The 23,712-nt window shown below is 67.9% G+C and carries 20 protein-coding genes and 2 tRNA genes; 14 read left to right on the forward strand and 8 right to left on the reverse strand.

Going from position 1 to position 23,712, the window contains the following annotated elements:
• Positions 1 to 234, forward strand: a 234-nt coding sequence (locus ACWEKS_RS05915) for a MarR family transcriptional regulator (protein ID WP_452339041.1), incomplete at its 5' end; no start/stop codon positions are given.
• Here ACWEKS_RS05915 and ACWEKS_RS05920 read toward each other — a convergent pair.
• Positions 197 to 1,414 carry a low temperature requirement protein A gene (locus tag ACWEKS_RS05920; protein WP_452339042.1) on the reverse strand — a complete coding sequence of 406 codons (1,218 nt, stop codon included), beginning with the start codon at positions 1,412 to 1,414 and terminating at the stop codon, positions 197 to 199. The genes ACWEKS_RS05915 and ACWEKS_RS05920 overlap by 38 nt on opposite strands.
• A gap of 90 nt (positions 1,415 to 1,504) precedes the next feature.
• Here ACWEKS_RS05920 and ACWEKS_RS05925 point away from each other — a divergent pair, with 90 nt between their 5' ends.
• The 3 genes from ACWEKS_RS05925 to ACWEKS_RS05935 all read left to right on the forward strand — a co-directional run bounded on the left by ACWEKS_RS05925 (position 1,505) and on the right by ACWEKS_RS05935 (position 4,631).
• Positions 1,505 to 3,661, forward strand: a complete 2,157-nt coding sequence (locus ACWEKS_RS05925; RefSeq protein ID WP_452339240.1) for an ATP-dependent DNA helicase UvrD2 — start codon at positions 1,505 to 1,507, stop codon at positions 3,659 to 3,661.
• A 153-nt stretch (positions 3,662 to 3,814) separates the two neighbouring features.
• Positions 3,815 to 4,177, forward strand: coding sequence for a hypothetical protein (locus ACWEKS_RS05930; RefSeq protein WP_354840427.1), 363 nt, complete (start codon positions 3,815 to 3,817; stop codon positions 4,175 to 4,177).
• A gap of 112 nt (positions 4,178 to 4,289) precedes the next feature.
• Complete coding sequence (locus tag ACWEKS_RS05935; RefSeq protein ID WP_379379392.1) at positions 4,290 to 4,631, forward strand: WhiB family transcriptional regulator; 342 nt, start codon at positions 4,290 to 4,292, stop codon at positions 4,629 to 4,631.
• 81 nt (positions 4,632 to 4,712) lie between these two features.
• Here the strand turns inward: ACWEKS_RS05935 and ACWEKS_RS05940 are convergent, their stop codons facing one another.
• The 3 genes from ACWEKS_RS05940 to ACWEKS_RS05950 form a co-directional block, all read right to left on the reverse strand.
• Positions 4,713 to 6,101 carry an ABC1 kinase family protein gene (locus tag ACWEKS_RS05940; protein WP_452339241.1) on the reverse strand — a complete coding sequence of 463 codons (1,389 nt, stop codon included), beginning with the start codon at positions 6,099 to 6,101 and terminating at the stop codon, positions 4,713 to 4,715.
• 44 nt (positions 6,102 to 6,145) lie between these two features.
• Positions 6,146 to 7,006 carry a TOMM precursor leader peptide-binding protein gene (locus tag ACWEKS_RS05945; RefSeq protein ID WP_452339043.1) on the reverse strand — a complete coding sequence of 287 codons (861 nt, stop codon included), beginning with the start codon at positions 7,004 to 7,006 and terminating at the stop codon, positions 6,146 to 6,148.
• A 111-nt stretch (positions 7,007 to 7,117) separates the two neighbouring features.
• Positions 7,118 to 8,530 (reverse strand): zinc-dependent metalloprotease, encoded by a 1,413-nt coding sequence (locus ACWEKS_RS05950; protein ID WP_452339044.1) that lies wholly within the window; start codon positions 8,528 to 8,530, stop codon positions 7,118 to 7,120.
• Positions 8,531 to 8,615: 85 nt separating this feature from the next.
• Here ACWEKS_RS05950 and ACWEKS_RS05955 point away from each other — a divergent pair, with 85 nt between their 5' ends.
• Positions 8,616 to 9,641: a YlbL family protein gene (locus tag ACWEKS_RS05955; protein ID WP_364607761.1), complete on the forward strand. Its 1,026-nt coding sequence runs from the start codon at positions 8,616 to 8,618 to the stop codon at positions 9,639 to 9,641.
• Positions 9,642 to 9,647: 6 nt separating this feature from the next.
• On the opposite strand, the gene ACWEKS_RS05960 is transcribed toward ACWEKS_RS05955, so the two are convergent.
• A complete protein-coding gene (locus ACWEKS_RS05960; RefSeq protein ID WP_452339045.1) occupies positions 9,648 to 10,256 on the reverse strand; it encodes a PPA1309 family protein in 609 nt (202 codons plus the stop codon).
• A gap of 179 nt (positions 10,257 to 10,435) precedes the next feature.
• Between ACWEKS_RS05960 and ACWEKS_RS05965 the strand changes: the two genes are divergently transcribed.
• Entirely contained in the window at positions 10,436 to 13,420 is a 2,985-nt protein-coding gene (locus ACWEKS_RS05965) for a UPF0182 family protein (protein ID WP_452339046.1), read from the forward strand.
• A 104-nt stretch (positions 13,421 to 13,524) separates the two neighbouring features.
• On the opposite strand, the gene ACWEKS_RS05970 is transcribed toward ACWEKS_RS05965, so the two are convergent.
• Positions 13,525 to 14,649 (reverse strand): Lrp/AsnC family transcriptional regulator, encoded by a 1,125-nt coding sequence (locus ACWEKS_RS05970; protein ID WP_452339047.1) that lies wholly within the window; start codon positions 14,647 to 14,649, stop codon positions 13,525 to 13,527.
• 134 nt (positions 14,650 to 14,783) lie between these two features.
• On the opposite strand from ACWEKS_RS05970, the gene ACWEKS_RS05975 reads away from it, so the two are divergent.
• Entirely contained in the window at positions 14,784 to 15,644 is an 861-nt protein-coding gene (locus ACWEKS_RS05975; RefSeq protein ID WP_452339048.1) for an NAD(P)H-binding protein, read from the forward strand.
• An 88-nt stretch (positions 15,645 to 15,732) separates the two neighbouring features.
• Here the strand turns inward: ACWEKS_RS05975 and ACWEKS_RS05980 are convergent, their stop codons facing one another.
• Complete coding sequence (locus tag ACWEKS_RS05980) at positions 15,733 to 16,272, reverse strand: transglycosylase family protein (protein WP_452339049.1); 540 nt, start codon at positions 16,270 to 16,272, stop codon at positions 15,733 to 15,735.
• Between the two features lie 533 nt (positions 16,273 to 16,805).
• On the opposite strand from ACWEKS_RS05980, the gene ACWEKS_RS05985 reads away from it, so the two are divergent.
• Positions 16,806 to 16,879 (forward strand) — tRNA-Met (locus tag ACWEKS_RS05985).
• 162 nt (positions 16,880 to 17,041) lie between these two features.
• On the opposite strand, the gene ACWEKS_RS05990 is transcribed toward ACWEKS_RS05985, so the two are convergent.
• The gene (locus tag ACWEKS_RS05990) at positions 17,042 to 17,317 is read right to left on the reverse strand and encodes an alpha/beta fold hydrolase (protein ID WP_452339050.1); all 276 of its coding nucleotides are present in this window, start codon (positions 17,315 to 17,317) and stop codon (positions 17,042 to 17,044) included.
• A gap of 127 nt (positions 17,318 to 17,444) precedes the next feature.
• Between ACWEKS_RS05990 and ACWEKS_RS05995 the strand changes: the two genes are divergently transcribed.
• The 6 genes from ACWEKS_RS05995 to ACWEKS_RS06020 all read left to right on the forward strand — a co-directional run bounded on the left by ACWEKS_RS05995 (position 17,445) and on the right by ACWEKS_RS06020 (position 23,709).
• A complete protein-coding gene (locus ACWEKS_RS05995; protein ID WP_452339051.1) occupies positions 17,445 to 18,203 on the forward strand; it encodes a PP2C family protein-serine/threonine phosphatase in 759 nt (252 codons plus the stop codon).
• Positions 18,204 to 18,296: 93 nt separating this feature from the next.
• Positions 18,297 to 20,294 (forward strand): YhgE/Pip domain-containing protein, encoded by a 1,998-nt coding sequence (locus ACWEKS_RS06000; protein ID WP_452339052.1) that lies wholly within the window; start codon positions 18,297 to 18,299, stop codon positions 20,292 to 20,294.
• A gap of 64 nt (positions 20,295 to 20,358) precedes the next feature.
• A tRNA-Met gene (locus tag ACWEKS_RS06005) sits at positions 20,359 to 20,432 on the forward strand.
• A 609-nt stretch (positions 20,433 to 21,041) separates the two neighbouring features.
• Positions 21,042 to 22,412: a cutinase family protein gene (locus tag ACWEKS_RS06010; protein ID WP_452339053.1), complete on the forward strand. Its 1,371-nt coding sequence runs from the start codon at positions 21,042 to 21,044 to the stop codon at positions 22,410 to 22,412.
• A 116-nt stretch (positions 22,413 to 22,528) separates the two neighbouring features.
• Entirely contained in the window at positions 22,529 to 23,179 is a 651-nt protein-coding gene (locus ACWEKS_RS06015) for a TetR/AcrR family transcriptional regulator (RefSeq protein ID WP_452339054.1), read from the forward strand.
• Positions 23,180 to 23,388: 209 nt separating this feature from the next.
• On the forward strand, positions 23,389 to 23,709 hold the full coding sequence (locus ACWEKS_RS06020) for an alpha/beta fold hydrolase (protein WP_452339055.1): 321 nt from the start codon (positions 23,389 to 23,391) through the stop codon (positions 23,707 to 23,709).
• Positions 23,710 to 23,712 lie beyond the last annotated feature (3 nt).

The following is a 23,712-nucleotide window of genomic DNA, read 5'->3' on the forward strand; positions in this document are numbered from 1 at the left end:
CCCATGATGACCTCCCAGGTGCTGCGCACCCTGGAACAGAAGGGCCTGCTGGAACGGCGCGATCACCCCACCGACCGCCGCGCCAAATCCCTCGTTCCCACCGAATCCGGTGCGGCCCTGGTCAATCGGGCCATCGGCGCCGTCGAAACCTGCGACCGCGACTTCTTCGCCCCCCTCGGCGACCGCACCCCCCGCTTCACCGCGGCATTACGCCAACTCCGCGACCGCGGCTAGTCCAGGTCTCCCACAGCAGCGGCCACAGCACCTGCGCCGCCACCGCGCAGACCAGGGGCAGGGCCGTCAGATGTGCGGCGAACAGGCCGAGGAGCACGGCGAGCAGCGTGCAGGGCAGCGGCCAGACCAGGGTCCACCGCCAACCCGCGCCACTGCGCACGCCGCTCAGGCCCACGACCGCGAAATAGCATGCGGCACCGCCGCACAACGCCCAGCCGGCACCGGTGCTCAGATGTCCGTGGGGGTGATCCATCGCCAGACCCAGGCCGGCGGCGAGGGTGGCCAGGCCGCCCGTGATGCCGCAGTGCGTGAGCATGATGCGCTGCCACGGTTCGTCGGCCGCGGCGACCGACTCGGTCATCAGGCGCGGCACGAAACCGAACAGGAGGGTCAACGCCCACAGCCCGGCCAGGATCACGAATGCGGCGAAGGCCAGGCCCAGCACGGCGGCGGTCCACAGTTGTCCGCCCAGCGCGGCGATGATGCCGATGACACCCTCGCCGAGCACGATGATCACGAACAGCCCGAGCCGCTCACCCAGGTGCGCCGGATCCGCGTGCACCGCTTCCATTTTCGTCACTCGATCGGGATCGAAGCGCGGGTTGCGCTCGGCCCGCTGCAATCGGGCGCGCAGCCGCTTGCGCACCTCGGCCAGCATCTGCTCGCCGCTGACCGCGAACATGATCCACAGATCCAGCGCCAGGCCCGCGGCCCACAGCCAGTACTTCGCCGGTTCACTCACCCACAGCGAGATGATCCACGGGTACACGCCGATGGTGAGCTGCACCGTGGGCCAGTCGACCACGATCTTGCCGCGACCCCACAGATGTTCGGATCCGAGCCGCACCAGTACGTAGACCGCCGCGAAGGTGGTGGCGTGCCGGTCGGGAATGCCGGGGACGGCCGCGGCCATCAGCCCCAGGCCCAGCATGGCCGACAGCATCAGTACCACCCGCGCCTGGTCCCGAGCGATATTGCCGTACAGCGTGATGCACGCCCAGACCATCCAGAACGCCAGGTAGAGCACCACGTACAGCCCGAAGTCGCCGAGTGACGGACCGCGATGCAGCAGGTGCGTCAGCTGGCCGATCCCGGCGACCGCCACCAGGTCGAAGAACAATTCCATCCAACTCGCATGACGTTCGTGCGTCTCATGCGTCTCCCGCGTCTCATCGACCACGTCCGCACGCTAACCGGACGTTTTCTCAACCGTCCAGTTTTCGTGCCGCCGCGCGGAGGGCCACCACGCCTGTCGGAGGGCACTGTCATGATGGAGCGCGTGACTGCCGCGACCACCCAGGCCCAGCTCCGGCTCGACGAACTCGATGCCGAGCAGGCCGCGGCCGTGCGCGCACCCCGGGGACCGGTCTGCGTGCTGGCGGGCGCGGGCACCGGCAAGACGCGCACCATCACTCATCGCATCGCGCACCTGGTCTCGGCCGGGCATGTGCGTGCCGACCAGGTGCTGTCGGTGACCTTCACCGCCCGTGCGGCGGGGGAGCTGCGGAATCGGCTGCGGGCCCTGGGTTTGAGCGGTGAGGCCGGGCAGGTGCAGGCGCGGACCTTCCACGCCGCGGCGCTGCGGCAGCTCAAATACTTCTGGCCGCAGGTGGTCGGCGAGGTGCCGTGGCGGCTGATCGACGGCAAGTTCCCCATCGTGGCCCAGGCCGCCGGCCGGGCCGGGCTGCCCACCGACACCGACAGCCTGCGCGACCTGATCGGCGAGATCGAATGGGCCAAGGGCTCGCTCGTCGCGCCCGAGGACTATGCGGGCGAGGCGGCCCGCCGCCACCGCGATGTGCCCTACGAGGCGAAGAAGGTCTCGGCGGTCTACACCTATTACGAGGCCCTGAAGAACACCCCCGACGGGTTGCTGCTCGATTTCGACGATCTGCTGCTGCACACCGCGGCCGCGCTCGAGGACTATTCGTCGGTGGCCGAGGAGTTCCGCGGCCGCTACCGGTGTTTCGTGGTGGACGAGTACCAGGACGTCACCCCGCTGCAGCAGCGGGTGCTCGACGCCTGGCTCGGCGATCGCGACGACCTGACCGTGGTCGGCGATGCCAACCAGACCATCTACTCCTTCACCGGGGCCAGCCCGGCCCATCTGCTCGACTTCTCCCGCCGCTTCCCCGACGCCACCGTGGTCCGCCTGGAACGCGACTACCGCTCCACCCCGCAGGTGGTGTCGCTGGCCAACCGGGTGATCGGTGCGGCCCGCGGCCGCATCGCGGGCACCCGGCTGCAGCTCATCGGCCAGCGCGCCGACGGCCCGGAACCGACCTTCGCCGAATTCGACGACGAGCCCGCCGAGGCCGCCGCCGTCGCCAGGGCGGTCGCCAAACTGCTCGGAAAAGGTGTTCCCGCAGCGGAAATCGCGATCCTCTACCGCATCAACGCGCAATCGGAGGTCTACGAGCAGGCGCTCACCGAGGCGGGCATCCCGTATCAGGTACGCGGCGGCGAGGGCTTCTTCCACCGGCCCGAGGTGCGGCAGGCGGTGTCGGCGCTGCGCACGGCCGCCAACCGCGACGACCTGCCCGATGCCCGCGGCGAGCAGCTGGTCACCCTGGTGCGCGCGGCACTGGCCCAGGTCGGGCTCACCAAGGAGGAGCCGGTCGGCGCCCAGGCCCGCGAACGCTGGTCCTCGCTGATGGCGCTGGTCCAGCTCACCGAGGAACTCGCCGAGCAGGATCCGGACCTGGAACTGACCGGCCTGCTGCGCGAGCTGGCCGCCCGCGCCGAGGCCCGGCACCCACCGACCGTGCAGGGCATCACCCTGGCCTCGCTGCACGCTGCCAAGGGTCTGGAGTGGGACGCCGTCTTCCTGGTCGGCCTGGCCGACGGCACCCTGCCCATCCAGCACGTACTCGGCCCGGACGCAACGGTTTCCGACGAGGCCGCCCTCGAGGAGGAACGCCGCCTGCTCTACGTCGGCGTCACCCGCGCGCGGGAACACCTCCAATTGTCCTGGGCCCTGGCCCGTTCCGCGGGCGGCCGCAAGGTGCGCCGCCGTTCCCGCTTCCTCATCGGCCTGGTCCCCGACGACTCGCCGGCCTCGCGCATCGCCGCCCACACCACCGAGCGCCGCAACGGTCCCAAGCGCGTCCACCCGACCTGCCGCATTTGCGGTCGGCCGCTGCTGAATACGCAGGCCACCATGCTCGGCCGCTGCTCGCGCTGCCCCGCCGACATCGACCCGGAACTGCTCGAGGCACTGAAGGAATGGCGGCGCGAGAAGGCCGAGGAGCTGTCACTGCCACATTTTGTGGTGTTCAGCGATACGACCCTGACCGCCATCGCCGAACAGCGCCCGGCCGACGACCGAGCCCTGGTGGCGCTTCCCGGCATCGGGGCCAAGAAACTGCAGGCATACGGCGCGGATGTCCTCGCGATCGTCCGATCGCGGCTACGGGACTCTTCCTAGTCCGTGCGAAGAATGTGTGCAAGCCCCTAAAACCGCAGGTCAAAAATAGGTTGTGCGCATCCGTATAGGTACCTAGTGTGGTTCTCACGCACCGGGGAAGAGCCCGCGTGTTCCAAGCACTGATCGCTACGAGTGAAGGAGGGAGACAGACCGATGAACAACATTTCGAGCTTCGTTTCGACCGGCAGCATCGCCGGCCGTCCGGCGACGGCATGCGTCATGTCCGTCGCGTCCGTCTCCCGGGGGATCCTCGCGCCCAAGGGGATTCGTATGTCCGGCGTGAATGGCGATCTTGGTCTTCAGGTCTTTGCAAGCAAAGCCCAAGCGGATCAGCAGATCGTGATCAAGCAGGACAAGCCCAAGGGTGACTGGCACCCGGCTGCCGTGTACGCGGCCGTCGAAACCCTCGCAGTCGCAACCGGAACCGAGCGTCCGGTGCATCTGCTGGCAGCCCGTCCCCGCACTACCGACCCAGCGACCGTGATCAGGAGTCGACACCGAAGTCGACTCAGGTAGGGAATCACTCCCAGACCTCCTGGCCACGGATCGCGAACCCCGCGAAACCGTGGCCAAAGTTTTATCGGCCCTGCAGCCACCGGCACCGGTTTCGCGAAACACCGAACGACCGATGCACGAGCTGAAGGAGCCCGACGTGTCCACCACGGTCATCCGTGAACGAGTGACATGCCGCAACACCGTGGCCAACACGACGACCCGCACCCGCCGGGGAGTCACCATCACCCTGCCCTGCCGAGTCGGCAACCCGGACCTCTGGTTCGCCGAGGCCCCCGCCCAGCTGGAAGAGGCGAAGGCGTTGTGCGCGTCCTGCCCGATCCGCCAGGGCTGCCTGTCGGCCGCACTGGATCGCGGTGAGCCCTGGGGCGTCTGGGGCGGTGAGATCTTCGACCAGGGTGTCGTGATCGCCCGCAAGCGCCCGCGTGGCCGCCCGCGCAAGGTCGCGGTGGCATGATCGCCCCGGCTTCCGGGGGAGTAGAACGCATACGACCCGCTTACCAGACGGTAGGCGGGTCGTTTTGCGTCGCAGGAGAATTCAGCTCGCGGCGCGGAGGGTCTCGACGTAGCCGGGGACCCAATCGTTCATGAGCTTCATGAAGGGGATTTCGGCGTCGAGCTGGGCGCAGATCCCTACCGATCCGCCGAGGACTCGGAAGATCATCACGTGTTCCGCCGGGAGTTGCAGGGAGCGAGCGGTTTTCATCATGTCGGCGTTGGAGATGTCGGTGGCCTTGCCCGCCACGCGCTGCATCCACCGGCGGGTGAAGTGGAAGGTTTCGGTTTTGATGGGGTCGGTGAAGGGTCGCAGGTAGTCCTGGATCTCCTGGATGCTGACGGTCTTGCCCGGGATGACCCAGCCGTTGTCGTGCAGCAGCGCCGTCAGTTCGTCGTAACGCTGCTGGACCTCGAGCGCCACCATCTGGCCCAGGATCTTGGGGAAGCCATTGGGCAGGGGAGCGCAGGCGCCGTAGTCGATGACCGCGAGGCGGCCGTCCTCGAGCACCATGAAATTGCCCGGATGCGGATCGGCGTGCAGCAGGCCCGCGATCGACGGTGAGCTGAAATGGAATTCGCCCATCAGCGAGGCCGTCCGATTGCGCAGGTCGACCGTGCCGTCCGGGTCCGCCATGCCGCGCTGAATGATCTTCGAGACCGGGGTGGCATTGTCCAGCCACTCGGTGACGATCACCTTCGGTGCGCTGGCCACCACCTTCGGCACCAGGAAGCGCGGGTGCCCCTCGTAGGCCCGGGCGAACTGGCGCTGATGCCCGCCCTCGATCCGGTAGTCCAGCTCCTCCTCGGTGCGCTCACTGATCTCGGCGAGGATCGGCTTGATGTCGGCGCCCGGAATGAGCGCGCTCATCATGCCCGCCATCCGGTTGAGCGTCTTGAGATCGGCGCGCAGCGCCTCGTCGGCGCCCGGGTACTGCACCTTCACCGCGACCACCCGGCCGTCGGACCAGATCGCCTTGTGCACCTGGCCGATGCTGGCCGAGGCGGTGGGCGCGTCGTCGAATTCCCGGAAGCGTTGCCGCCAGCCGGTTCCCAGCTGCTGGTCCAGCTGCCGATGCACGGCCGCGGCCGGCATGGGCGGCGCGGCGGCCTGCAGCTTGGTGAGCGCCTCGCGATAGTGCTCGCCGAACTCCTCCGGGACGGCGGCCTCCATCACCGACAGCGCCTGACCGAACTTCATGGCGCCGCCCTTGAGCTCACCGAGCACGGCGAAGAGCTGTTCGGCGGCCTTCTGATTCAGCTCGGCGTTGATCTCCTGCTTGTCTCCCCCGGCAAGTTTGCGGCCGAAACCCACGGCCGCCCGCCCTGCGATGCCCAGTGGAATCTTGGCCAGCTTGGCATTGCGGGAAGAGCGCTTGCTCACAATCTCTGACACGTTCCCATCATGCCGATGTCCCAGACGGTCCGCCATGGGATTGGGGTGTTCTTCCGGGTTAGCGGCGATAGTGGTTTCCATCACACCACCGCGCTTTCACGGCAACCGCAGCTCGGATGGACGGGCCACGGACGCCGATCCAGGTGCGGAATCTCCGGATCCCATTCGAGCGTGGCATGCAGCGTGGCCGGCGGGTGCTCCGCCCGGCCGAAGGACACGGTCTCGATCTCCTGCAGCGCCAGGGCCGCGGTCACGGCCACCCCCGCCGGGGACGCGTACCCGACCCGCCCCAGCAACTGCGCCGCCAGTTGCGGCCACGCCGGTTCGGACTCGGCGCGATACAGGTCCGCGCAACGCAGACAACCGGTTTCGCCCGGCAGCACCAGCGGGCCGACGATCCCGCGCCCATCGCGGATGCGGACCTGCAGATGGGGAATGCGGCGGCGCATGAGCGCGGTCACCAGGGCCGGATCCGGGACCAGGGTGTCGGACAGCACGAGCAGATCCGGCCGATCCGCCTCGAGGCTCTCGATGCCCGGCTCTCCGTAGCGCGCGTGGGAGTGCTTGGCCCGCAGGCCGATTCGGCGCAGGCCGTCCAGCAGTGCGTCCGCCAGCGGCCCGCGGCCATGGACCCGCACCTTCCGCAATCGTGCGCGCGGCCCATCCACGGCCAGTAGCTCCGCGGCCGCCATCTGCTCGAGCAGCGACTTCGCGATATCGGTCCCGAATCCCAATTCCCGGGCCTGCCAGAGAATCTCGGCCTGGGTGCGGGACCCGTCCAGTAGCCGCAGCAACGAGGGCACCGCCTCGATCGGCCCCGGCGGTTGCAGGATGACCGCGTGCTCGGGATCCCAGCCGAGCTGGACCGCGCCATTCGGGCGCACCAGCACGGTGATTCGGGGATGGAGCATCGGTCCACGGGTCGGCAGCAGAGTCGTCATGCCATCAGCGTGCATGCTCCCGGAAACGCGGAAACCCGCGAAAACGCTTGTTCATCAGCGCTTTCGCGGGTTATCCACAACTCGCGTCAGGGTCTTGCGGCCATCCACAGGTCAGGCGGTGGCATCGCCCTCGGGCTTGTCGCCGGTGGCATCCTCGCCCTTGCCTTCCTTTTCGGCGCGCTCCCGCGCCTCCGTCTCGGCCAGCTGCGCCAGCGGATCGTCGAACACCGCCGCGCCGCCGCCCAGCACCGAATCGATGAAGCCCGCCGGGGCGTCCAGGTCGGAGGAGTCGGGCAGCAGGTCCGGGTGCGCCCACACGCCGTCGCGCTTCTCCAGCCCGGCGTCGGTGGTCAGCCGCCGCCACAGCGCGGCGGCCTCGCGCACCTTGCGCGGCCGCAACTCCAGGCCGACGAGCGTCGCGAAGGTCTGCTCGGCCGGCCCGCCGGTGGCACGACGACGGCGCAGCGTCTCGGCCAGCGCGCCCGCACCGGGCAGCCGATCGCTCACGGCGTCGGTGACCACGGTCTCCACCCAGCCCTCGATGAGCGCCAGCAGCGTCTCCAGCCGCTCCAGCGCGGCCTTCTGCTCGGGGGTGGTCTGCGGTTCGAACGTGCCCTGCGACAGCAGCTCTTCCAGCTTCGACGGATCCTGCGCCAGCGCCATGGGATCCAGGTTCTGGGCGGCCTGCTCGATGGCCGAGAAGTCCATCTTGATGCCGCGCGCGTAGTCCTCGACCGCGCCCAGCACCTGCTGGCGCAGCCACGGCACGTGCGCGAACAGCCGCTGGTGCGCGGTCTCGCGGGCGGCCAGGTAGACCAGGATCTCGCTCTCCGGCTGCTCGAGCCCGGCGCTGAATTCCGAGATGGCCGCGGGCAGCAGCGCCGCGGTGCCGTCGGGACCCAGCGGCAGGCCGATGTCGGTGGAGGTCAGCACCTCCTTGGCGAGCTGGCCCAGGGCCTGGCCCAGCTGCGAACCGAATGCGAGTCCGCCCATCTGGCCGAGCATTCCGAACATCGGCGCGGCGAATTCCCTGGCCTCGGCCGGGAGTGTGGCGGTCCACATGCCGGAAACCTGTTCGGCCACCGGATCACACAGCCGCTTCCAGGTGGGCAGCGTCTCCTCGATCCAGTCGTTGGCGGTCCACGCGACGGTCTTGGTCGCGCCCGCGGGGAAGGTGGTGGCGGCGTCGAGCCACAGCTCCGCCAGATGCGCCGCATCGGCGACCGCGCTCTGCGCGCCGGACGAGACGGGCGGGACACTGGACCCGAGCTGCTGGCGGGCCAGCCGCTTGGCGATGTCGTAATTGACCGGACCGGTCTGTGCGCCCGGCTGTCCCATGCTCGAGAACATGGCACCCAGCTGCGTCAGCATCTGACCGAGTTGCGAGGGATCGAATCCGCCGCCGCCCGGACCGCCCATGGCGAATCCGAACGGGTTGTTCGCACCAGAATCGCTGGACTGGTCCCCGGGCTTGCGCTCCGGATCGTCGTCGCGATTCGAGAATCCGAACGGAAAATCACTCATACCCACTACGGTACTGGAGCCGCGGACCACGCGAACCGCCGAGCGGAGCGCGGCAATGGCCTCGATGACCAGTACCCTTGGCCGCGTGAACCGTCGGATATTCACCCTGCTCGCCGCTCTGGTCCCGATTCTGGCGCTGGGCATACTTGGCAGTGTCGTCACCGTTCCGTTCGTGGCGCTCGGACCGGGGCCGACCTTCAATACGCTGGGCGAAGTCGACGGAAAACAGGTGGTCGACGTGCAGGGCGCGCCGGTGAAACCGGTGTCCGGCAATCTCAATATGACGACCGTCTCCGTTCGCGATCGGCTGAATATTTTCGAGGCGATCGGCTTGTGGATCGACGGCCAGCACGGTTTGGTGCCGCGCGCGGAGGTCTATCCGCCGGGACAGTCGCGTGATGATGTCGACAAATCCAATCAGCAGCAGTTCAAGGATTCCGAGGACTCCGCGGAATTGGCGGCCCTCAACTATCTGAAGCTGCCGACCGCGGTGCAGCTGGCGAATGTCGCCGACGACGGCCCGGCCAAGGACATGCTGAAGAAGGGCGACGAGATCGTCAGTATCGACGGTAAGCCGATCGCCACCACCAAAGACGTTGTGACCGCGGTCTCCTCGGCCAAGCCCGGCACCACCATCCCGGTGGTGGTCCGCCGCGACGGCGTCGAGCAGACCGCCGAGATCACCCTGGGCGCGCGCCCCGACGATTCCGGCAAGGGCTACCTCGGCATCACTCCCGACGAGGTCAACAAGGGCCCGATCAAGGTCGACTTCAACCTCGGCGAGATCGGCGGCCCGTCGGCGGGGCTGATGTTCACCCTGGCCCTCGTCGACAAGCTCACCACCGGTGACCTGTCCGGCGGCAAGTTCGTCGCGGGCACCGGCACCATCGACCCCGACGGCAAGGTCGGCCCGATCGGCGGCATCCAGTACAAGATGATCGCCGCCCGCGAAGCGGGTGCCGAGACCTTCATGGTCCCCGCCGCCAATTGCAACGAGGCCGCTCAGCGCACGCCCGCGGGCCTGCGCCTGGTCAAGGTCGAAAACCTGTCCGGCGCAGTCCAATCGCTCGAGGACATCAACGCGGGCAAGGAAGTCACCAGCTGCGGCTGACCTCGTTCAGAAGTCGTCGGGATCGTTCTCCAGCGTGTGGCGCAGGGCTTCGACGAGATTCGGGGCGAGGTTCGGGGCGGTGCGCAGATCGAGGTCGCCGAAAGGATCCTCGTTCTCCTCGCTGGGCCGGACCTGCAGCAGCGACAGCGAGGTGCCGTCGCGCAGGACACCGACGAACAGGCGGGCGTCGCGGCGCTCGGCGTGGGTCATGGCCGCGCGGCGGGCGGCCTGGTCGGCGGCGTCGCGGTCGGCGAGCAGGGGAGCGATGGCATCGTCGAGGGTCTGCTCGGCGGCCGGCGGCAGCACCACGATCTGCTGTACCAGTACACAGCCCTCGACGGACGGCGGCCAACTGGTGGTGGCGAGGAACTCGTCGAGCGCCATGGCGTCGGCCTCGCCCGCGATGTCCTCGGGGAAGGGTTCCTGCGCAATGGGAGTCAGGGCGTTCTGCTCGTCCAGCTGATCGAGCAGCGCGGGTTCGGCGGCGGCCAGGTCCGCGGTCGGTACCAGGGCGAACATCTGCGGCGGGCGGTCCCAGCCTTCGCCGTCGACATATTCCGCGACTTCCCGGATACACCGGTACAGGGCCGAGGCCGCCCACTGCTCAGGATTCACCCGGCAATCCTCGCATCCCGCTCATGTCCGGCCCACGCGGCAGGTGTTCGGCCGCGCGGCGGGCGTTTTACGTAGAGTGGGGCGCGAACGGTCCCCTGGGACCAACTCGCATCATCGGACTGCGACGCTGCGTGCCGGTATCCCGGCCGGGGCGTCGCCGGACCTGGGAGAGTGGCATCGTGGGCATGCGCCCCCCGACCGGCTTACCTTCGCTGTCGCGACGCAGCCGCATTCTGCTCGTCACGGCGCTGGTGCTGGCCGCACTGTTACTGGTCGGGCCCCGGCTCACCGACGCCTACACCAACTGGTTGTGGTTCGGGGAGGTGGGATTCCGCAACGTCTACACCACCGTGCTGTTCACCCGGATCCTGTTGTTCCTGGTGGTCGCGGTGGTCGTGGCCGTCATCATCTGGCTGGCGCTGCTGCTGGCGTACCGGTCGCGTCCGGTGTTCGTGCCGGCGAACGGACCCGGCGATCCGATCGCCCGCTACCGGACGACGGTGATGAGCCGGCTGCGTCTGTTCGGTATCGGCATCCCGGTGCTCATCGGCGTGCTGTCGGGTCTGGTGGCGCAGTCGAGCTGGGTGACGGTGCAGCTGTTCCTGCACGGCAGCTCCTTCGGGGTCAAGGATCCGCAGTTCCATCTGGACGTCGGCTTCTACGCCTTCGATCTGCCGTTCTATCGGATGGTGCTGAACTGGCTCTTCGTCTCCGTGGTGATCGCCTTCTTCGCGAACCTGGTGGCGCACTACGTCTTCGGCGGGCTGCGGCTGTCCGGCCGCGAGGGCACACTGAGCACCTCGGCGCGCGTGCAGCTGGCCATCCTGGCCGGACTCTTCGTGCTGCTCAAGGCGGTCGCGTATTGGCTGGACCGCTACGCGCTGCTGTCGAGCACCCGCAAGGAGCCGACCTTCACCGGTGGCTCCTACACCGATATCAACGCGGTGCTGCCGGCCAAGCTGATCCTGCTGTCCATCGCGGTCATCTGCGCCATCGCCTTCTTCGCCGGAGTCGTACTGCGCGACCTGCGGATTCCGGCCATGGCGGCGGCGCTGCTGGTGCTGTCCTCGGTGCTGGTGGGCGCGGTGTGGCCGCTGCTGGTCGAGCAGTTCTCGGTGCGCCCGAACGCGGCCACCAAGGAACAGGCCTATATCGAGCGCAATATCGAGGCCACCCGCGAGGCCTACGGGCTCACCCAGGACAAGGTCCAGTACGTCGACTACAAGGGCGAGGCGACCAAGGACCCGGTCACCGTGCCCGCTGACCAGCAGACCATCAAGAACATCCGGCTGCTGGACCCGAACCTGCTGACCCAGACGTTCATTCAGCGCAATCTGCAGCTGCAGAACTTCTACGGCTTCCCGGATCCGCTCGACATCGACCGTTACACCATCAACGGTGAGATGGGCGATTACATCGTGGCCGCGCGCGAGCTGCAGCCGCAGAACCTGTCCGGCAACCAGACCGACTGGATCAACAAGCACACCGTGTACACACACGGCAACGGCTTCGTGGCCTCGCCCGCCAACAAGGTGAACGCGGCTCCGCCCAAGGAATCCCAGCAGGCAGGTCAGTCCGCGGGCAGTGATTCCGGTGGCGGGTACGGCTATCCGGTGTTCAATGTCGGCGACAAGAAGACGGTCAGCGACCTGTTCACGCCCAAGGAAGAGCAGGCCATCCCGGTCGATCAGCCGCGCATCTACTACGGCGAGCTGATCTCCAAGTCGGATGCCGACTACGCGATCGTGGGCAGCAACAACCAGCCCAAGCGCGAATACGACACCCCCACCGACCAGTTCACCTACGACGGCGCGGGCGGCGTGCCGCTCGGCAACTGGTTCAACCGGCTGGCCTTCGCGGCCAAGTACGCCGAGCGCAACATCCTGTTCTCGGGCGCCATCGGACCGGATTCGAAGATCATCTTCAATCGCAATCCGCGTGACCGCGTCACCCAGGTGGCGCCGTGGCTGACCGCCGACGGCGATGTGTACCCGGCCGTGGTGAAGGGCCGCATCGTCTGGATCGTGGACGCCTACACCACCCTCGACAATTACCCGTACGCGCAGAAGACCTCGCTGGACGGCGTCGTCGAGGACTCCATCGACCAGACCACGGGGCGTCTACTACCCCGCAAGGAGGTCTCCTACATCCGGAACTCGGTGAAGGCCACCGTCGATGCGTATGACGGCACCGTCAGCCTGTACGAGGTGGACAAGACCGATCCGGTGCTGAAGGCGTGGATGGGCGTGTTCCCGAACGCGGTGAAGCCGGAGAGCGCCATCTCCGACGAGCTGCGCGCGCACTTCCGCTACCCGGAAGACCTGTTCAAGGTGCAGCGCGAGATGCTGGCGAAGTACCACGTGGACGATCCGCGAGAGTTCTTCACCAACAACGCCTTCTGGTCGGTGCCCAATGATCCGACCCAGGAGGGCGCGGCCAGCGGGGCGCATCAACCGCCGTACTACGTCCTGCTCGGCGATTCGAAGACCGGGAAGTCGCAGTTCAACCTGACCAGTGTGATGGTGGGTTACAAGCGGAACTTCCTGTCCGCTTACATCCAGGCGCATTCGGATCCCGACAACTACGGCAAGATCACCGTTTTGAAGCTGCCCGCGGATTCACAGACGCCGGGCCCGGGCCAGACGCAGACGTCCATGACGACGGCCGATCAAGTGTCCCGAGACCGGAACCTGCTGACCGGTGGCAATGTCAACAAGATCAAATACGGCAATCTGCTGACCCTGCCGGTCGGTGACGGCGGCATCCTGTACGTCGAACCCTGGTACCTGGAACGCAATACCGGCGGGCCCAACGCGCCGTCCTTCCCGCAGCTGGTGAAGGTGCTGGCCAGCTACCGCGACAAGGTCGGCTACGGATCGACGGTCAAGGAAGCGCTCGACCAGGTGCTGCCCGGAACCGGCAGCGCCGCAACCGATCAGCCGGGACAGACGGCCACTCCGCCGGCCCAGGGCGCGACGCCGCCGACCACACCGGCGACACCCCCGGCCACCGGGTCCGTCGGCAAGGATGCGGCGGTCAAGCAACTCGACGACGCGTTGCGGGCGGTTCAGGACGCACAGAAGTCCGGCGATCTGGGCCAACTGGGCAAGGCGCTGGAGCAGTTGCAGACCGCCGTGAACAACTACGAGAAGACGGGTGGGTAACTGACCCGTTAGCGCGAGGCGCTGTCACCTGTGGGTGACAGCGCCTTTCGTATTCCTGGGGTCGATGTCTCGAGGCGGGTGGTGTGGCTGGGGCGCTTCCGATTTCAGCGACCCGGTCGAGAGGTGAGTGCAGTGGGAGGCGCGGTCGACTTGACCGTGTAGAGGACCGGGGTGGTCTCGAGCGCGTGGATGGCGTCGAAGGATCCCAGGCGGCGAGTCAGATAGCGGTGCAGTGCGGCCGGGTCGGGGCAGAGGGCCTCGGCGATCAGGTTGGTGCGGCCGGTCGTCGCCGCGACGAACGCCAATTCCTGGTGCTGGGAGAGGGATTCGGCGACCGCGTCGAGCTGACCCGGAGCGACGGTCGCCCACAGCAGGGCGCGAGTGGTGACGCCGAAGACGCGATCGTCGATGTCGACATCCAGATAGAGTGCCCCGGCAGCGCGCAGGTCGGCGATGCGCCGCGCCACCGTGGACTGTGACCAGCCGGTGGCGGCAGCCAGGTCCGCCAAGGTCGCGCGGCCGTCGGCACGCAATGCCGAGAACAGTGGCGCGTCGGTGGGGGAGACCGGTTTGCGAACGCCGGCCCGGGAATTCGACTGTCGACTGGTACCGGACGAGCCTGAGCCGTGTATCTCGGCGTGCCCGGCTGGTTCCTCCGTCTCGGTCGTCGGAACCGGGTGGCTGTTGTCGGCGGATGAGTTCGCTGCGCCCGGGACCGACGGCTCATCAGGGCTGAAAATGGTGTCTGACAGTAGTTTCCGACGTTGTTCGGCGTCCAGCGTGGTGAGTCGACCGGGCCAGGCGGTCGGGCCGCCGAGGTAGGTGTGCAGTACGTAGTGCGCGGAGATGCCGGTGATCGCCGAGGTTCGGGGAAGGTCGTCGAGCAGCAGCGCGGGTGCGTCGGGACCGGGGCCGTCGATGATGAGGAAGATTTCGGTGCCCCCGGAGGTGAGCATCACCCAGCTGGTGTCGCCGCGTTTCGCCAAGGCGTGCGCCAGTTTTCGCGCGGCCGCCGGGGTGCAGGTGAGCCGGACCAGCCACTGGGTGGTGCTGGTGCGCCCCGGGTCCGGCAGCCCGACCACCCGCAGCCCGAACTCCGCGCGCAGGCGGCGGTAGCGGCGGGCGACGGTCTGGGTCGAGACACCGAGCACCTCGCCGATGCGGCTGAAGGGCGCGCGTCCATCGATGTGCAGGGCGTGGACAACGCCGCGATCCACCTCGTCCAACATGGAAGAAATCATCGCAGGTCAGGCTGATACGGAAGATATCCGCAATCCGATGGCGCTGGATAGCCGCTATTCCGCGCCGTTCGCAGGATGAAGGAGCGGGACACACCCCGCCCCCACCGACGAACGGAGTACCCATGTTTCTCGTGACCGGAGCCACCGGCACCGTCGGCCGCGCGGTGGTCGATCGGCTGCAGGCCGAGGGTCTGCCGGTGCGGGCCGTCACCCGCCGCCCCGAGGCGGCCGGCCTGCCCGCCGGTGTGGAGGTCGTGCGCGCCGATCTCGGCGACGCGGACAGCCTGCCCGCCGCGCTGACCGGTGTCCGCGGCGTCTTCCTGTCGACCGCGGGCCCCGAGATCCCCACGCACGACGCGAATCTCGCCCGGGCCGCCGCGGCCGCGGGCGTCGAGCACATCGTGAAGCTGTCGTCGGGGCGAGCCGGTGACGCGGCCGCGACCGACCCGATCCCCGCCTGGCATCGCGCCGGCGAGGACGCGGTACGCGCGAGCGGGATCGCGTGGACCATGGTGCGCCCCATGGGGTTCATGTCCAACGCGCTGCACTGGGCGCCCTCGATCCGCGAATCCGCCACCGTCCGTGCGCCTTTCGGCCAGGGCCGCATCGCGGTGGTGGATCCGCGCGACATCGCCGCCGTCGCCGTCGCGGCGCTCGCCGACCCGGCGCGCCATGCCGGTCAGGTCTACACGGTCACCGGTCCGCAGGCGCTCTCCCCGGGCGAGCAGACCGCGACCCTCGCCGAAATACTCGGCCGCCCACTGCGTTTCGAGGAGATCTCGGCCGACCGGGCGCGGGCGGATCTGCTGCGCTTCGGGGTGGAGCCGGAGCTGGCCACGGCCATCATGGCCCTGCGCGCCACGGCGCTGGAGTCCTTCACCTCGGTGGTGCACCCGACGGTCGCGGAGGTCACGGGCCGGTCACCGCGAACCTTTCAGGAATGGGCTCTCGATAATCGCGCGGGATTTACTGCCGCACAATAAGAATTGTTGCCTCCGAATAGCGAAAGGTGCTGCGTCGCCATTGACGCAGCACCTTTCCATTTCTTCCGGTGTGGGAAGGAGATTCGGGTTATTTGCCCCAGGATTCGATGAGGGCGGCGTTGGACTGGAGGACCTGGTTGTACTGGTCCTGCACGCCGAACTGCTGGGCGAGGCCGCCGGCAACGCTCTTGGCCTGGTCGATGACGGCCTGGCGATCGGTCGGGAGGGCGGGGACGGGAGCCGGGGCTGCGGGCTCCGGGGCCGCCTGGGGCTCGGGCTCGCTGGTGCCCGCGCGCAGGTACTGGCCGCACACCGGCCAGGCGCCGGCGCCCTGGGTGGAGAGCACGTTCTCGGCCACGCGGATCTGCTCGGCCTTGCTGGCATTGGAGGCGAGGCCGCCGCCGCCATTGGCGGCCCAGGTGCTCTGCGAGAACTGCAGACCGCCGTAGTAGCCGTTGCCGGTGTTGATACCCCAGTTGCCGCCGCTCTCGCACTGGGCGACGCCGTCCCAGTCGTGGGTCGGGGCGGCGGAGGCGGTTGCGGTGAAGCCGAACGGGACGGCAACAAGTGCGCCGGTGACGGCGGCGAGGCCGAGGACGCGAGTGTTGATCTTCCGGTTCTGTTTCATGGTGTTTTCCCTCCCTGTGCCGACCAGCCCGGCGCAAATGCTCCGCCGTGTCCCTGTCCCCAGGAGTCGGGGTGCCCGACCGCGGGACAGGGTTTCCGGAGTGCAGCGGTTCGGGTCGGAGCCCATCTCAGGTTTGATCCGGGCCGCAACTGACGATAACGAGTAAATCTCGGCAGATCACGTCTTGATAACTTCGGAATTGCATGAAGCGAATGACCCGAAAAACGGTGTTGATGCAGGTTGGCTATGCTGCAAATGTCAATCCCGAGCGGTCTGTTATCTGGCCGTGATGTGATTCAACTCACCAAGAATTTGTGATTCCGGTCACGTTTCATGCTCAAATGGGCGGCCGAACGTGCGCGCGAGACTCTCAAATGGAAGATTTTCACCCTGATCACTCCGCTTTAGGGGCAACCGTCCGGCCTGATTCGCTTCGCCACCCTCGCCGGCGAGACTGTTTCTCGCCCCGGAACCTGGCTTGACCAGCCGATTTGGTGCATCTCCGAGCCCGTGTGTAATGTTGTGTTCACCGACGCGGGGTGGAGCAGCTCGGTAGCTCGCTGGGCTCATAACCCAGAGGTCGCAGGTTCAAATCCTGTCCCCGCTACTAAGCGAAGGGCCCGGAACCATCAGGTTCCGGGCCCTTCGCATATTCGAGGTTCTCCGTTCATGCCAGACGAGCATCCAACCCGATGTATTGCCTCGGGCGGCCAGGCTGGGGTTCTCCACCGGTGTATCAGGGGCGAGCAGGGAGTCGCGCGGAATTTGGTCAGCCGACCTTGTCGAGGAAGGTCAGGATGGCGGCGTTGATCTCGTCCGAGCTCTCCTGCTGGATCCAGTGGCCGCAACCCGGGATGACCAGGGGATCGAGCAGGTTCGGGACGAGTGTGCGCATGGCCGACAGGTCGCTGAAGCGGACAGTGGTGTCGAGCGCGCCTCCGGCGAAGAGGATCGGCTGGGAGAGGACGGCGAAGTCGCCGAGCGGCCAGTCGGGCTCCAACGTCGCGGCGGCATCCGTGCTACGCGTTGCGGCGTAGCACCTCATTCGTGAACCTCCCGAATTACTCAGCAAGCACACAGACATTTCGGGAGCGGAGCTTGGGTTTCGGCCGTTGAATGGGGTAGTGCTGCAGGACAGCACCCCGTGAGACGGAGTCCCAGGAGGTCCGGTCGTGCACACCGAAGCCATCGAGGTTGGGGATGTCGCCGCTGTCGACGCCGATGCGCAGGCGCGGCTCGGCTTGGTGGCCGGGGCGGGGGTGAGCCGGCTGGGGCGGCGCACGATCAATGCGGACGCGTTCGCCACGTTCACCGATGCGCGGCTCGGGCGCAGCGCTTTCGTGGTGGCCGACGGGGTGGGGGATCATCTGGCGGCGGCCCGGGCGGCGCGGCTGGTGGCGCAGACCGCGGCGCGGGCGGCGGTCGGGGACGGCGCGCAGGCCGGAATCCTGGCGGCGCAGCGGGAATTGCTGCGTGAGCTACCCGAGTCGAGCGCCGACAGCGTGCTGGTGGTCGCGGTGCTGCCGAGCAGTGGTCAGCTGGACGGCCCCTGCGATATCGCCTGGGTGGGCGACTGCCGGGCCTACCGGTGGAACGGTCGCGTGCTGCACCGCATGACCACCGATCACACTGTCGCCGAGTACTTCCGGGCGCGCGGGCGCGACCCACTGCCGGGTATGCGGCATCTGGTCACGACCTCGGTGCGGACCGTGCAGCCGGGCGACATCGGGCGCGCGGCCACCGGATCGAGCGCGGGCCGGCTGCTGCTGTGCACCGATGGGGTGGGTAAGAAGCTCAATATGCCGATCATCAAGTCGATTCTGTCCCACGGGACTTCGGCGGGTCAGGCGGCGGAGACGCTGGTGGGGACGGCCCTCGGTCGCGGCGGCACCGACAACACCACCGCGCTGGTGGTGGACGCGAGCCGCTGAGCCGGGCGGATATTTCCCCGAATTCGCACATTTTGGACGGGTGACCAGTTATCTTGGGCCCGACTTTGGCAGTGCGCAGTATCGGGGTTCGCCGTGGCAGACAGATCGACATCCATCCGCAGTCACCTCGGCGGTCTGCTGCGGCGCAAGCCGTGGGGATCCACATTCGCGCGCGCCTCGATCGTGCTGCTCCTGGTGGTGCCGACACTGGTCTCGGCGGTCTACATGTGGATCATGTGGGATCCGGAGCTGTACCTGAAGCAGATTCCGGTCGCCGTCGCCAGCGATGATGCCGGCGGCATCTCCGACGGCAAGGCCCAGAACATGGGCACCGAGATTCTCGACAATCTGGTGTCCAGCGGTGAACTCCAGTTCCACCGGGTCAGCAGCGCGGAAGCGGTGCGCGGGCTGCGGGAGAGCCGGTACGCCTTCTCGGTCGTCATTCCCGCCGACTTCACCCGGAACGTGCTGAGCGTGACCGATCCCGCGCCGCAGCATGCTCGGATCATGGTCTGGTACAACGACTTCAACGGCACGCTGGGACCGGCTGTGGCCAATAGTGTTGTCACCGAGGCGCAGAACCAGATCGCGGCCACCATCGGGCGCGGTTACGCCGGTCAGATCCTGGTCGGCGTGAACAGTCTCGGCTCCGGCCTCGGCGATGCCGCCAAGGGGGCGACCCAGTTGGCCCAGGGCACCACGCAGCTCGCCGACGGCTCCGACCAGCTGACCGCCGGACTCGATCAGGCCGCCACCGGCGCGGCGCAACTCGCGACCGGCACGGGCCAGCTCCATACCGGTGCGGTCCAGCTCGCCGACGGTGCGAACCAATTGGTCACCGGCACCGATCAACTCGGCTCCGGAGCCCGGCAGATCCGTGATGGTGTGGACCAGGTCGTCACGCCGCTGCTGGACGCCCTCGAACCCGCCGGACGGCTCGCGACCCAGCTCGATCCGCTGCTCGACCAGTTGAGCAGGAACCCGGACCCCGCGGTGGCCGACGCGGTCACCCAGCTGAAGAGCCTCATCGGCCAGGTCCGGCCGGACGACCCCGATTCCCTCGTCGGCCAGCTGACCCAGTTGCGGGACGGCACAAAGGAATTGGCCCGGCAGCTCACCGATCCCAAGGCCGACTACCGCTCCGGCGTGCTGGCCCTCGCCGACGGCAGCACCCAATTGCGGGACGGCACAGCACAACTCGGCAGCGGCGCGAACGACCTGTCCACGGGCCTGGACCAGCTGGTCGCCGGCGGCCGCGACCTCCGGGCGGGCGTCACCCAATTGGGCGACGGCGCAACCCAGCTCGACAACGGCCTGCGCGACGGTGCGGCCGCAGCACCCCACATCGCCGACCCCAACGCCTCGGCCGACGTCATGGCCCAGCCCGTCACCATGGACATCCGCAACCAGGAACCCAGCCAGCTCGTCCGCGACGGCGACCGCAGCCACAAGGAGATCGCCCGCGGCGCAGGTCCCGTGCTCGTCGTGATGGGCTCCTTCCTCGCCGCCATTGTCCTGTGGATGCTGGTGCGCCCCTTGCGCGGAGCCGCCCGCAGCCGTTCACCCTGGCGGCGCGCCGCGGCCCCCGTTCTGCGCGGCACCGCGGTCGGCGCGGCGTGCGTCATCGCCCTGTCCGCCCTCGCCGCCGGTTACGGCAGCTGGCTCGGCTGGTCCCCGCAACAGTGGCCCGCCATGGTCGCCGTCATCGCCCTCGTCGGCCTGGTGGCAGCGGTGACGGCGCAACTGTTCGTCGTGCTCTTCGGCCGCGTCGCCGGTTCCATCGCGGCCTTCTCCTTCTATATGTTCCAAATCTTCGCCTTCGGCGGCGTTTTCCCCGCCGGCACCACCCCACTCCTGTTCCGCCCCTTCAAAGACATCGCCCCCATGACGTTCGCCCGCCGGGCCATCATCCGCACCGACATCGCCCTCTACGACCGGATGTTCTGGATCTCCATCGCGGCCCTGCTCCTCATCCTCGCCGCCGCCCTGGCGATCATGATCGCCGCCCGCTACCTCGCCGCCTCCGTACCCGATCCGGCCCCCGCCGATCGCACCCCCGAACCCCTGCGCCCGATTCCCTCCCGACCCTGAAAAATGGCTCTGACCAGTCGATTAGGTTCCCTTCCCCACTTGTGTGTAATGTTGTATTCACCGACGCGGGGTGGAGCAGCTCGGTAGCTCGCTGGGCTCATAACCCAGAGGTCGCAGGTTCAAATCCTGTCCCCGCTACTAGGGAAGCGGCCCGGAACCATCAGGTTCCGGGCCTTTTTCGCGAGTCATCGGCGCGGGCAGTTGCGTCTTCGTCCATATCGGGGAGGACATGCCGGGCCCGCATCGCTCAGCGTCTGCTCGAGGCTAACGGCCGCAGCTTCGTATTACCCGGTCGCAAATTTGCTGGAAGCCGGAGAGGGCAGCAAGCTTCTCAGAACAGCGACACCATCGACAGTCGCGGGAGGTCCGCACACCATCGCCTGGACCACCCCGAGATCGGTGAACCCCGCACTGCTGGAGTTCCTCTCATGACCGCATTCCCTCGGCCACCCGTCGCCGCGCCGGACCAACCGGAAACGCGCTGCCGGAATCTCGAACAGGGATAGGGGTGGTCGTGGTGCTCGAGTTCGCGCTGTGCGTAGTCGACCAGCAGACCGAAGCGAGTCCGCCGCCCAGGGACGACGCGGCGGGGTGGGCCGCAGGCCCCTGACGTGGTCTGAAACGATTATGTGTCTGAAAAGCCTGCGAAACCGACCGCGAATGGCGAGAATTGTCTATGCTGCGCAGCGGAACGAGGACCTGCCGCCGCACCGCCCGAAACCCCTTCGGCACCAGAGGAATTGGACAATGAGCAGGCTGGCGACAGCGTGCGCGGCGATCTTGGTTGCCGCGGGCGTCACGGTCGGGACCACGGTGGCCGGCGATGCGCGGGCAGAGACGCACGGCGCACTGCCCTGCACCCCGTACACCGCGATTCTCGCGCCGGGGACCTGGGAGACGCGTTTCGATGCGGATCCGATGGTGCCGGTCGGCATGCTCCGGCCGATCGGCGATGGGCTGCAACGGCAGTACGGCAGTGACATCACCGTGCTCTATGCCCCGTATGCGGCAAGCGCTTTCGATCAGGGGCTGAGCTATGCGCAATCCCTGAGCACCCTCGAATCCCGGCTGCACCAGATGGCGAGCAGCCTGTGCGGTTCGACGCGAGTCTTCCTTGCCGGGTACAGCCAGGGCGCGGACGGAATCGGCGATTTCGCGACCGAGATCGGCAATGGCGAGGGGCCGATCAGCGCCGATCGGGTGGTCGGCGTGGGGCTACTGGCCGATCCGCATCGCGATCCGAGAACCACTCTCTCGCTGGGCGACCCGCAACCCGGTCACGGCATCGCCGGGACGCGGAGTCAGGACTTCGGTGCGCTGACCGATCGGGTGCGCACCCTGTGCGTCGAAGGCGACCTGTACTGCTCGCTCAATGCCGCCACGTCCCCGTTCCTTTTCGCGCTCGGCCGGGTGCTCAGCGGTGATTCCGCGATGATCGCATCCCTGATTCCCGCGGGCACGGATCCCAGCACACTGCTCGCGCAGGCTGTGAAGGTCGGCGCCGGTTGGACGGCGACCGCGGCGAACCTGCCCGCCATTCTCCAAAGCCTCACCAACCTCCCCGATCTGATCCAAGCGGGCGATATCAGTGGTGCGCACGAGATCGCGAGCAACCTCAATATGGCCCTGGCTCCGATGGTCCAGGCGGCCGCGGGCGTGGACCTGCCTCTCATCGGCTCGGTCATCCGGGCGGCGGCGGCCATCGACCCGTCGGGCTGGACCGCCGCTGCCAGCGTGATCGCCGATGCCCTGACCCAGATCGACATCCTGCGCATCGCGGGGAATGTCGGCCGCATGCAGGACACCCTCTGGCGCGCAGTCGAATCCCTCACTCGCAACGACGCGTCCGGCGCCGCTGCCGAAGTGGCGACCCTCGCCCCGGCCGGACTCGATCTGGCCGGCTCCGTTCTCGGCCCCCTCACCAACGCCGTACGGGGTGATCTCCGCGTCGCCGCGCAAACCCTGCTCAGCATCGGCGGTATCGACAGCATCAACGATCTGCTGGAACTGAGCCGCCAGGGCGTCGACATGGCCACCTTCTACGCCTCGAAGGCGCACGTCGACTACGGCGACGACGCACAGATACTCCTGGGCTTCCTGGGCTCCCTGGCTGCTTGACAGGACGCCGCTCCCCGCCCCGGAACCACTGGTTCCGGGGCTGCCCGCGTTGGAGCGGGTTAGGATCTGTGTGATTCATGGACCGGTGGGGAGCCGGACCTGAGGGGGAGCGAAACATGGTGACTACCACCGATATACCCGTGATCGGCCGCAGGGAGCGCAACCGGCAGCGGGTCCGTGCCCGGATCTACACGTCCGCGCTGGAGTTGTTCGCCGAAAAGGGCTACGACGCAACCACGATCGACGAGATAGCGGAACGCGCGGACGTGTCGCGCGGCACCTTCTTCAATCACTTCCCGCGCAAGGAAGACCTCATCACCGAGTGGGCCGAGGACCGTCGCCGCACACTGATGGACCGCATCGAGCAGCCGCTCGGGGCCGGGGCGAGCGACACCGGCGCGCTGTTGCACCGGTGCATGGCCGGTCTCGCCCAGCTCAGCGAGGTGCAGCGCGGAGTCACCGAGATCATGCTGACGGCGTGGGTGAAGACGGGCCGGCCCCTCACCGAAGAGCCCTACACCGCCGAGGTTTTCGCGCGGATCGTCGAGATCGGCGTCCGGCGCGGCGACATCGACGCACGCGTGGATCCGGTCCTGCTGGGGAACCTGCTCCGCGACGCCTACCTCGGGGTCGTGTACCGCTGGGCCCGCCGCACGACCGACCGGGAGCGGATAGCCGGCGAACTGCGCGACGTACTCGATGTCATCCTGCGAGGTGTCGCAACCAACAAGGTCGCCGGGACCGAGAACGGTTGGCCCGCAGCGTGACCGAACCCGCCGACTTACCGTGAATGTGATCTGAACGCCATTCGTGGTCGAGTCATGCGGATCGAATCATGCACTTTGGCACGAAATGTCCCCTAGCAGGCGCGTTCCATCCCCGTCCCGCCGTCCGAACACCGATAGATTTGCCCGGTCCGGGCCCAACGAGGGGTGGGTCCGCACATACCTTGGAGCGGGCGCGGAATGGAGGCTCGATGCCCAGCGGGGCGATGCGGGAGAGGATCGCGGGATTCACGGCCCCGCGCCCGCTGACCCCCGCTGCCGCTCGCCCGGCCGCAACGCAACACCACGAGGAGACACCACCCATGGAGCGTTTCGACTCGGTGTCATGGACGCGCTCGGTCTGGAGACGGCGCACGTGGTGGGTCTGTCCTACGGCGGCGGCATCGCGAGTCGCCGAGCGCATCCCGGTGGCCGAGTACCGCGAGCTGCCCGGCACCCCGCACATGGAGGCCCTGGAGCAGCCCGCGCTGGTCGCGGCGGCGCTCGACGACTTCCTGCCCGCAGACCGCTGACGG

The organism is Nocardia sp. NPDC004711 (assembly GCF_053601595.1).